General features: G+C 74.1%; 11 protein-coding genes. 4 read left to right on the top strand and 7 right to left on the bottom strand.

Going from position 1 to position 9365, the window contains the following annotated elements; all coding sequences use genetic code 11:
* A partial coding sequence (locus FB476_RS16300) for a glycerate kinase (protein ID WP_141821368.1) occupies window positions 1–651 on the bottom strand: 651 nt, incomplete at its 3' end.
* Window positions 652–777: 126 nt separating this feature from the next.
* On the opposite strand from FB476_RS16300, the gene FB476_RS16295 reads away from it, so the two are divergent.
* Window positions 778–1470: an MOSC domain-containing protein gene (locus FB476_RS16295; protein ID WP_141821249.1), complete on the top strand. Its 693-nt coding sequence runs from the start codon at window positions 778–780 to the stop codon at window positions 1468–1470.
* 35 nt (window positions 1471–1505) lie between these two features.
* Here FB476_RS16295 and FB476_RS16290 read toward each other — a convergent pair whose 3' ends face one another.
* On the bottom strand, window positions 1506–2705 hold the full coding sequence (locus FB476_RS16290; RefSeq protein ID WP_141821366.1) for a winged helix DNA-binding domain-containing protein: 1200 nt from the start codon (window positions 2703–2705) through the stop codon (window positions 1506–1508).
* Between the two features lie 60 nt (window positions 2706–2765).
* Here FB476_RS16290 and FB476_RS16285 point away from each other — a divergent pair, with 60 nt between their 5' ends.
* The 3 genes from FB476_RS16285 (at window position 2766) to FB476_RS16280 (ending at window position 5146) form a co-directional block, all read left to right on the top strand.
* Window positions 2766–3392 carry a class I SAM-dependent DNA methyltransferase gene (locus FB476_RS16285; RefSeq protein WP_141821364.1) on the top strand — a complete coding sequence of 209 codons (627 nt, stop codon included), beginning with the start codon at window positions 2766–2768 and terminating at the stop codon, window positions 3390–3392.
* A gap of 85 nt (window positions 3393–3477) precedes the next feature.
* The gene (locus FB476_RS16565) at window positions 3478–3987 is read left to right on the top strand and encodes a hypothetical protein (RefSeq protein ID WP_170233698.1); all 510 of its coding nucleotides are present in this window, start codon (window positions 3478–3480) and stop codon (window positions 3985–3987) included.
* A complete protein-coding gene (locus FB476_RS16280; protein ID WP_141821362.1) occupies window positions 3911–5146 on the top strand; it encodes an adenylate/guanylate cyclase domain-containing protein in 1236 nt (411 codons plus the stop codon). The genes FB476_RS16565 and FB476_RS16280 overlap by 77 nt, the downstream gene beginning before the upstream one ends.
* Before the next feature lie 19 nt (window positions 5147–5165).
* Here FB476_RS16280 and FB476_RS16275 read toward each other — a convergent pair whose 3' ends face one another.
* The 5 genes from FB476_RS16275 to FB476_RS16560 form a co-directional block, all read right to left on the bottom strand.
* Window positions 5166–5873, bottom strand: a complete 708-nt coding sequence (locus FB476_RS16275) for a FoF1 ATP synthase subunit a (RefSeq protein WP_141821360.1) — start codon at window positions 5871–5873, stop codon at window positions 5166–5168.
* A 3-nt stretch (window positions 5874–5876) separates the two neighbouring features.
* Window positions 5877–7319, bottom strand: a complete 1443-nt coding sequence (locus FB476_RS16270) for an LVIVD repeat-containing protein (protein ID WP_202877067.1) — start codon at window positions 7317–7319, stop codon at window positions 5877–5879.
* 221 nt (window positions 7320–7540) lie between these two features.
* Entirely contained in the window at window positions 7541–8539 is a 999-nt protein-coding gene (locus FB476_RS16265) for an MsnO8 family LLM class oxidoreductase (RefSeq protein WP_141821347.1), read from the bottom strand.
* A gap of 16 nt (window positions 8540–8555) precedes the next feature.
* Complete coding sequence (locus FB476_RS16260) at window positions 8556–9134, bottom strand: GNAT family N-acetyltransferase (RefSeq protein ID WP_141821345.1); 579 nt, start codon at window positions 9132–9134, stop codon at window positions 8556–8558.
* Window positions 9135–9143: 9 nt separating this feature from the next.
* The coding region (locus FB476_RS16560) for a GNAT family N-acetyltransferase (protein WP_170233697.1) at window positions 9144–9365 on the bottom strand (222 nt) is incomplete at its 5' end.

Here is a 9365-nt window from a genome sequence, read left to right as displayed (position 1 = left end):
TACGGCGGCGGCACCGCGGGGTCCGCAGGCCGGGTTGTCGACGTCGACCGCGATCCGCCAGTCCACCTGGCGGGCGCGGGGGTGGAGGGCGTCCTGGTCGATCGCGTGGATCGCGCCCAGGCCCTGCCCGCCCGGCTCCACCGGCTGACCGTCCGCGTCGAGGAAGCGGGCGCCGAGGCCGGTGAGCAGCCCGGTGCCGCCGTCGGTGCTGGCCGAGCCCCCGACGCAGAGCAGGACCTCCTGCAGGTCCGTCGACTCCGGGCGGTCGAGCAGCGCTCGGGCGATGAGACCGACGCCGTGCGAGTCGGCCCGGAGCGGCTGGAGCGGCACGTCCGAGACGTGCGGCAGCCCGTTGCCCTCGGCGGCCTCGATCAGGGCGGTGCGGCCGTCCGGCGAGATCCCGTATCGCCCGGTGCGCGGGCGGCCGATCGCGTCGACCGTGCCCACCTCGACCGGCTCCGTCCCCCAGACCGCGAGCAGCACGTCGAGCGTGCCCTCGCCACCGTCGGCGAGCGGCCGCTCGAGCACCGTGGCGCCGGGGCCGAGGACCGCGCGGGCCCCGCGGGCCATGGCCGCGGCCGCCTCGTCGGCCGGCAGGCTTCCCTTGAACGAGTCGGGCGCGACGACGACGGTGAGCTGCTCGGAAGCCATGGCCCGACCCTAGACGCGGGAACCCGGTCTCCACTTCCGACGCGTTGTTGTCCTGCTGGACCGATGCATCGGTCCAGCAGGACAACGACGTGGGGTGAGTCGGAGCAATGCCGGTAGCCTCGCCGCATGAGCGAGGTCGTGACGATCCGGCGCTATCCGGTGAAGGCCATGGGCGGCGAGGCGCTGGAGCGCGTCGAGGTCGACGCGCGAGGGCTGGTGGGCGACCGCTGGTATGCCGTCGTCGACACCGACGGCCGCCTCGCCTCGGCCAAGGACTCCCGGCGCTTCCGTCGGCGCGACGAGGTGCTGGCGTATGCCGCGGCCACCACGGCCGACGGCGTCGCGGTCACCGGTGCGGGCGGCGGCTGGTGGGCGGTCGACGACCCGGAGCTGGACGCCGAGCTGTCACGGCATACCGGGACCGGGTTGGCGGTGCGGCCCGAGGTCGACGTGCCGCACCAGGACGGGGGCGCCGTCTCGCTCGTCGGCACCGCGAGCCTGGAGTGGTGCCGGCAGCAGTGGGGCGTCGACGCCGACCCGCGCCGGCTGCGGGTCAACCTCGTGGTGGAGACGAGCGAGCCGTTCGAGGAGGAGTCGTGGGTCGGCCGCGAGGTCACCGTCGGCGGCGCGACGCTGCGCGTGGTGGAGCGGGTGCCACGCTGCCGCACCGTGGACGTCGCCCAGGACGGCGTCGAGCCCAGGGACCGGCTGCTGACCCCCCTCGGGGCCGAGCGCGACCTGTGCCTGGCGGTCTACGCCGACGTGGTCGTGCCGGGGACGGTCGCCGTCGGTGACCCCGTGGTGGCGACCACCTCCTGACGGAACGCCCGGCTCGGGGCCTACCGCCACCGGGGTCAGGGCAGCCGCTCGCCCCTCATGAGCCGCGACGCGTAGACGTTGGTGACGACCTCACCGTCGAGCCAGGCCGACAGCCGCGCCGCCTCCCGGTCCAACGCCTCCCGGCCCTCGGGCGGGACACGCTCCTCCCCGCCGGGCAAGAGCACCACGCGCACCGTGCCGTCGGGGTCCTGCGCCCAGGCGCCGGCGATCCGTCCGTCCCACCAGGCGGTGTTGCCGGCGTTGCCGTTGGTGTCGAACAGGTAGGGCACGTCGCGCGGGTCGAGGTAGAAGTCGCGTCCGCGCCAGCCCATCGTCGTGGCGTCGAGGGTCGGCAGCAGCGCCGCCCACGGCCCGACCGGCCCCTCCTCCTCGTCGTCGCCGGGCAGCACCCACCCGTGCGCCCCACCGTCGAGAGCCACCCGGACGGCCCCGACGTCGGCGAGCGCGGCGCGCACCGCCGTCTTCGTCGAGCCCAGCCACCAGACGAGGTCGTCCTCGGTGCCGGGGCCGAAGCTGCCCAGCCAGCGCCGCACCAGCTCCGCGTAGCCCTCCTCGGTGGAGGTCGGGTCGAGCGGGGCGCCGAGCCAGTCGGTCATCAGGGTCCAGGTGGGGCGGGACACCCGCCAGGAGCCGGCGTTGGGCCCGCGCGTGATCCGCCCCTCGGCCCAGAGCATCGTGAGCACGCGGGGGGCCACCGGGGCGGTGCGACCCCAGCGCTTGTCGAGGTTGCCGGTCGTCGTCGTCCCGGCGAGCTCGGGCAGCTCCTCCCGCAGCTGGCGTGCCGTGAGCGGCGGTGAGCCGGCGAGCCTGTCCAGGACCGCTCGCGCGGCCGCCTCGAGCCAGACGGCGCCGTCGTCGGCGATGCCGTGGTGCTCGGCGTCACGGACGAGGCGGCGCCCCTCCTCGGCGGCCACCCGGGCCGACGCGCTCCCCAGCGCCGCGGGCAGCAGGTCGCGCGGGAAGGCGAAGATGGTGCGCCGCATCGCCGGATGCTTGACCAGCGAGCGCTCCTGGAAGAGGGCTGCGTCGACGTCGCCGAGGGGAGTCGAGGTCGTCCGCGCGTGCACCGAGAGGTAGGGCGTCGCCTGCTCGGTCGCGTGCAGCACCGTCAGCGCGCGGGTCGCGGCGACCGGCCCGTCCACCCGGTGGTCGGGGTGCAGCGCGTGGCGGCGCGCCAGTCGAGCCCGGCGCTCGTCGTCGGGGAGGGATCGCATCGCGCCAGCATGGCACCGACCGCCGACACCGGCCCACGGCCGACGTGCGAGGCTGACGGCATGGGCAACGAGCACTTCGACCAGGTGGCCGAGTCGTGGGACGACGACCCCGAGAAGGTGGCGCGGGCGCGGGAGATCGCCCTGGCGGTCCTCGCCAACGTGCCGGTGCGGCCGCAGGCCCGGGTGCTGGACTACGGCGCCGGCACGGGGCTGGTCACGCAGGCGCTGCTCCCGCACGTCGGACCGGTGACGCTGGCCGACAGCTCCCCGGGGATGCGCGCCGTGCTGCAGCGCAAGGTGGTCGACGGCGGGCTGCCCGCGGACGCCCGTGTCTGGGACCTCGACCTGGAGCTGCAGACGGCGCCTCCGGGCCGCTTCGACCTGATCGTCTGCGCCCTCGTGATGCACCACGTGCGCGCCCTGGACACGGTGCTCGAGGGCCTGGTCGGGATGCTCGACCCGGGCGGCGTGCTGTGCATCGCCGACCTCGACGCCGAGGACGGCTCGTTCCACGCGCACCGGCACGACTTCGACGGCCACCACGGCTTCGACCGCGGCGAGCTGGCGGGCACCCTCGAGCAGGCCGGGCTGGAGCACGTCGTGGTCTCGGACTGCACCACGGTGGTCAAGGAGGGCACGACCTACCCGGTGTTCCTGGCGGTCGGGCGGCGTCCCGAGCAGGACTGACCACCTCCCCCTGCACGGACCTCCCGCCGCACCCTTGTGCGGCACCGACCCCGGTGCCACGATGAGCCGGTAGGGAACCCGGGTCATGTCCTCCACCGTCGCGAGTCCGTCCGCCGGCCGCCAGGCAGCTGCGCTTGGTCACTGGAGGGAGGCCTACGCCCTCTACACCGGGACCGATCCCGGGACGCTGCCGCCCGAGGATCTCGAGACCTTCGCCGAGGCGGCCTGGTGGTCCTGCCGCGCCGACGAGGCCATCGAACTGCGGGAGCGCGCCGTCGCCGCCTACCAGGAGGCCGCAGATCCCGCCTCGGCCGCACGCCTCGCCGCCTCGCTCTCCTGGGACCACGTGGGCCGGGGCGCCTTCGCCGTGGCCCAGGGGTGGCTGGCCCGGGCCGAGCGCCTCCTCGCGGCGGAGCCGGAAGGCCGCGAGCACGCCGACCTCCTGCCAGGAGGTCGGCGACCTGCGCCGGGCGGCGGAGTGGACCGACGTCGCCAACAGGTTCTGCGACCGGCTCGACGTGAGCGGCTTCCCGGGGGCCTGCCGCATCCACCGGGCCCAGGTGATGCGGCTCGGCGGCAACCTCGAGGCGGCTGAGGCGCAGGCCCTCACGGCCTGCGACGAGCTGCACGACTTCAACTACTGGGTGACCGGCAACGGCCTCTACGAGGTCGCCGAGATCCGTCGGGTCCGCGGCGCCTTCGCGGCCGCCGTCGAGACCTACCGCCGGGCCGACGACCTGGGGCGCGACCCCCAGCCCGGGCTGGCCCTGCTGCGTCTCGCCGAGGGCAAGGTGGACGCCGCGGCCGCCGCGGTGCGCCGGTCGCTGGAGGCCACCACCGCCCCGCTGGTGCGGATGCAGCTGCTGCCCGCCCAGGTCGAGATCGCCCTCGCCGCCGGTGACGTGCGGACCGCCCGCGCGGCGCGGGACGAGATCGAGGCGACGGTCACGTCATACAGGATCGCCAACCGGATCGCCCCCGCCTTCGACGCGGCACTGGCCATGGTCGCCGGGCGCATCGCCCTGCACGAGGAGGACCTGGACACCGCGGCGCGTGAGCTCCGGCGTGCTCGCGAGGCGTGGCTCGCGGTGGGCGCGCCCTACGAGGTGGCGCAGGCCCGGCTGCACCTGGGCCTCGCCTACCGACGGCAGGGTGACGAGGACGGCGCGAGCACCGAGCTCGAGGCGGCGCTGGCCACCTTCGAACGGCTCGGCGCGGCTCTCGACGCCGAGCGCGCCCGCGAGCTGCTCGGTCGTCTCGGCACACGGCGCACGTTCCTCTTCAGCGACATCGTGGGCTCGACCCGCCTGCTGGAGAGCCTCGGGGACGAGAAGTGGCGCCGGCTGCTGGCCCGTCACGACGAGCTCCTGCGCACCGCGCTCACCGATGCCGGCGGCGAGGTGATCAAGCAGACCGGTGACGGCTTCTTCGCGGCCTTCGAGCACCCCCGCGCCGCCCTGCAGGCCGCCGTCGCCGTGCAACGTGCCCTGCACGAGGAGGTCTTCGCCCCGGACGTCCGGATCGGCGTGCACACCGGAGGGGCCTTCCACCCCGAGGGCGACGAGGCCGACTACGGAGGGCAGGGCGTGCACATGGCCGCGCGGGTCGGCGCAGCGGCCAGGGCGGGCGAGATCCTCGTCAGCGCCGAGACCCTCGACGGGGTCACCGGCGTCTTCGAGCTGTCCGACCCGCGGGAGGTGGATCTCAAGGGCTTCGCCGACCCCGTCAGCGTGGTGGCCGTGGAGTGGCGCTGAGCCACCACGCCGACACGGGTCAGTCCGCGGAGACCTCGCAGGTCGCCTCGACGAGCAGGTCGCGGCCGTCGGCCAGCTCACCGGTCAGGGTGAGGTCGACGGTGCCGCCCGAGCGGGACACCTCGACGTCGGCGCCGCCGAGCGGCGTCTTGTAGCCGTCGAGCGTCAGCTCGAGAGCGTAGATGGGCGCCGTGCCGGAGGTCTCTGGCATCTCCTCCAGCGCCAGCCCCAGGTAGTCCCCCCGGGAGTTGAAGTCGTCGGAGTAGTTGGTGCCGAAGTGCGCCAGGAAGAACGCGCCCCGGTCCTCGCAGGTGGCCCCCTCGACCGTGGTGTCCTTGTCGTCGGCCACGACGAAGCGGGCGCTGCCCTCGTCGCAGTAGCGGGTCACCTGCTCCAGGTCGTCCAGCACCGTCGTCCCGCACTCGAGATCGGGATCGGCGGGCCGGGGCGGACCGGTCGTGGGGGCGGCGGTCTCCACGTCCTCGTCGTGGTGGGCGTGGTCGTCACCGCCGGTCTCGTCGGCGTGCTCGTCGGCGTGCTCGCCGTGGTCGTCAGCGTGCTCCTCCCCCGTGGCCGCCGGGGCGGCCGTGCCGGACGCGGTCTGCTGACCGGGGTCGGAACCCGCCCCGGTGGGGGCGCCGGTGCACGCTGACACCGACACCCCCACCGCGAGCAGGAGGCTGACGACCCGGGCCGACGCCCGCAGGGGCTTCTCGGCTCGGGTCACCGATCAGCCGTTCGTGGCGTAGGTCGGACGGATGATGTCCACGCCGCGCGAGCCGTCGGCGATGTACATGACGTCACCGACCCAGTACGGCGCCCAGTGGGAGCCGCCGTCGGCCCGGTAGTAGGCGATCTGCGTCGGGTTCTCCGGGTCGCTCACGTCGATGAAGTGCGTGCCCTGGCCGTAGAAGGACTGGGCGAGCACGCCGTCGCGGTACTGGAAGTAGTGCGCGGAGCAGCCGGCGCCGGGCAGGCTGCCCGGCTTGCCGTCCGGCGTCCACTCGGCGATGGTCGGCAGGCGGTAGGGGTTGGCCTCGGTGGAGGACCAGGCCTGGCCGTTCTCGCTGTCGGCGAGGTCGACGATGAGCAGACGACCGTCGGTCGCGCAGGAGCTGGTGAAGTTCTCGATCGTGACCAGGGCGACCTGGCCGGCGTCGTAGTCACCCAGCGCCTCGAGCGGACGCGCCATGTTGTGCGCGAGCGAGCCGCCCCAGGTCTGCTGGTTGGACTGGTAGAACTTGCCGCCCGCGTAGGGGACCGGGTCGGTCGCGGAGGCGACGCGGTACTTGTTGGCCACCGGGTCCCAGTGACGACCCTTGGTCCAGTAGCCACGGATGCCGCCGGCACCCGAGACCCAGGCCACGCCGGCCTCGTCGATCTGGACGTCGTGGGCGTAGTCGGTCACGCCGTCGTTGCGGCCCAGGTCGAGCGGCTGGCCGTAGACCTTCGGCTTCTTGGCGTTGCGGATGTCGACGGCGAAGATCGGGCGGCCGGCCCAGTCGGACGGCTGCCAGTCGGCCGGGCGGGGGCCGCCGGACCAGAGGAACTCACAGTCGTTGATGCAGGTCGTGGTGTGACCGGCCGGGACCTCGGTGTAGCTGAGGACCTTGAGGTCGTGCGGCTTGTTGGCGTCGACGATGTAGACGCCGGACTCGCCGGTGGCCTGGTTCTGGCCGAAGGCGCGCGGGTCGCGGGCCATGAACACCAGCTTGCGCTTGGGGTCGACGTCCATGTCCTCGTTCTGCCAGAAGCCCGGCATGTCGATGGAGTCGAGCGGGAGCGGGTGCTCCGGGTCGCTGACGTCGTAGGACTTCAGACCGAAGCGGCCGGTCACGAACATGACCTTCTGCTTGCCCGGGTAGTCGATGAAGTTGATGGCGGTGGCGCCCACGGCCTCGGGCAGCTGCCCGATGAACTCGACGTTCTTCGAGGCACCGGTGGGCGGGGTGGTGACCAGGGTGCTCGCGCCGGGGGTGGCGTTGCCGTGGCCGTTGCCCTTGCCGTTGCCCTTGCCGTTGCTCTTGCCGTTGTCGGCCTTGGCGGCCTTGACCTTGGCGCCGCTGGCGTTGGCGGCCTGGCGGGCGGCCGCCATGGCCATCTCTTCCTTGTAGTGGTCGGTGCACGCGACAGCCACGACCGGCGACATCGCCAGGCCGAAGGTTGCTGCCATCGTGATCAGGCTCCGCCGCAGGGTCTTCCCGCGACGGCTGGGGTTTCTACGCATGAGACGTCGTCGTCCTTTCACACAGGGGTGATGGCCCCGTGGGGGCGGGGCCGTGTGCAGCGTGACGGAACACCGGACGGGACGTCAAGCGGCACAACCACTCCGAGACCTGAATGCAGCCTGGATGTCACGCTCCTGAAACACTTCAGACGCGAAGGTGACGGAGATCACCCTGGGGCGAGGGCGGCGAGCGCCTCGTCGGCGGCGGCGAGCTCGTCCCGGTCGAAGGTCGACGTGGACGCCAGCACCTCCGTCGCCCCGGTGCGGCGCACCAGGTCCGTCAGCTCCACGAGGACCTGCGAGGCCGTGCCGGAGACGGCCATCGCCACCTGCTGCTCGACCAGCTCCTCCTGCTTGGGCGTCAGCCGCTGCGGCGGGTCCGGCCGCAGCGGCGGGAACGCTCCGGTCGCGCGCGACTCGGCCATCGCCCAGGCCTCGGGCAGCAGCAGCTCCCGCGCCCGCCCGGCCGTGCCGGCGATCATCACATCCAGGCTGATGACGACCCGCGGCTCGGGGCACTGCGGGCTCGGCCGGAACTGGGCGCGGTAGGCCTCCAGCGGCGCGAGGTCGCCGTGGAGCACCGGGCCGCCCACGACGACGGGCAGGCCCAGACGGGCGGCGACGCCCAGCCCGGACCCGGTCGCGAGCACGAGGACCGGCGGACGCGGCACACCCCTGGGCATCGCGGTCACCGGGCCCTGGTCGTCGAGGTGGGCGAGCAGGAGGCCGAGGTCCTCGGCGAAGGTCTCGACGGGATAGCGCTCGACCCCCAGCGCCCGGCGCACCGGCGCGGTGAACCCCAGCGAGCGCCCGATCCCCACGTCGATCCGCCCGGGGTGGAGGGCCTCGAGCATCCGCACCTGCTCGGCGACCACCAGGGGCCGGTGGTTGGGCAGCATGATCCCGCCCGACCCGACCCGGATCCGTGACGTCGCCGCCGCCACCTCGGCCATGAGCACCGGTGGGCTCCCGCTGGCGATGCCGGGCACGGCGTGGTGCTCGGCCACCCAGAAGCGGTGCAGCCCCAGGGACTCGGCGCGTCGCGCCCGCTCGACGGTATGCCGCAGCGCGGCTCCCGGGTCCTCCCCCTCGCGGGTGCGGGACCGGTCGAGCAGGGAGACCGGCACCGGCAGCCGGTCGCCGGGCGGGGCTGGGTCGGGGAGCATCGTCCTCGACGGTAGGTCAGGTCAGCGGCCGTCGCATGACGACCCGGGGGAAGCCGCCGGACACGCCGGTGGTCGGCGCGGCCAGCTCGAAGCCGGCGCGCTCGAAGAGCGCCCGGGTGCCGACGTAGGCCATCGTCAGGTCGACCTTCGCCCCGCGGTTGTCGACCGGATAGCCCTCGACGGCCGGGGCGCCCAGCGACGCGGCGTAGGCGACCGCGCCCTCCAGCAGCGGCAGCGCGTGCCCGCGACCGCGGTGGCCGGGCCGGACCCGCAGGCACCAGATCGACCAGACGGGCTGGTCGTCGACGTGCGGGATCGTCCGCGACCGGGCGAAGGGCAGCTCGGACCTCGGAGCGACCGCGGCCCACCCGACGACCAGGTCGTCGTCGTAGCCCAGCACCCCGGGGGCGACCGGGCGCCGCGTGAGCTCGCGGACGTACTCCCCCCGGGCCGGCCCGACGAGCGAGCGGTTGGTGCGGCTGTCGAGCCGGTGGCTGAGGCACCAGCAGACGGACGCGTTCGGGCTCCTCGGCCCGAGCATCACCGCCAGGTCCTCGAAGCGGTCGGCCGTCGCCGGGTGGACCACGATCCCCATGGCGGCACGTTAGCCCCGGGGACGCCGCGCCTCCAGGTCCCACTCGTCGGCCAGCAGGCCGAAGCTCATGCCGTCGCGCCAGGTGCCGTCGCGGTGCAGCGACTCGCGGACGTAGTAGCCCTCCTGCCGCAGGCCGACCTTCTCCATGACGCGCCGGCTGCCGGCGTTCTCGGCGAAGCAGCCGGCCTCGACCCGCCGCACCCCCAGCTCGAAGGCCGCGGTGACGAGCTC

This window comes from Ornithinimicrobium humiphilum, assembly GCF_006716885.1.
GTDB lineage: Bacteria > Actinomycetota > Actinomycetes > Actinomycetales > Dermatophilaceae > Ornithinicoccus > Ornithinicoccus humiphilus.
The sequence above is the reverse complement of the archived record's forward strand: the minus strand, read 5'-3'. Positions and strand labels throughout refer to the sequence as shown.

Excerpts from the sequence above, each read along its gene's own strand:
- FB476_RS16285 (WP_141821364.1), top strand. The coding sequence starts at position 2,766 with ATGGGCAACGAGCACTTCGACCAGGTGGCCGAGTCGTGGGACGACGAC.
- FB476_RS16295 (WP_141821249.1), top strand. The coding sequence starts at position 778 with ATGAGCGAGGTCGTGACGATCCGGCGCTATCCGGTGAAGGCCATGGGC.
- FB476_RS16265 (WP_141821347.1), bottom strand. The coding sequence starts at position 8,539 with ATGCTCCCCGACCCAGCCCCGCCCGGCGACCGGCTGCCGGTGCCGGTC.
- FB476_RS16260 (WP_141821345.1), bottom strand. The coding sequence starts at position 9,134 with ATGGGGATCGTGGTCCACCCGGCGACGGCCGACCGCTTCGAGGACCTG.
- FB476_RS16565 (WP_170233698.1), top strand. The coding sequence starts at position 3,478 with ATGTCCTCCACCGTCGCGAGTCCGTCCGCCGGCCGCCAGGCAGCTGCG.
- FB476_RS16290 (WP_141821366.1), bottom strand. The coding sequence starts at position 2,705 with ATGCGATCCCTCCCCGACGACGAGCGCCGGGCTCGACTGGCGCGCCGC.
- FB476_RS16270 (WP_202877067.1), bottom strand. The coding sequence starts at position 7,319 with ATGGCAGCAACCTTCGGCCTGGCGATGTCGCCGGTCGTGGCTGTCGCG.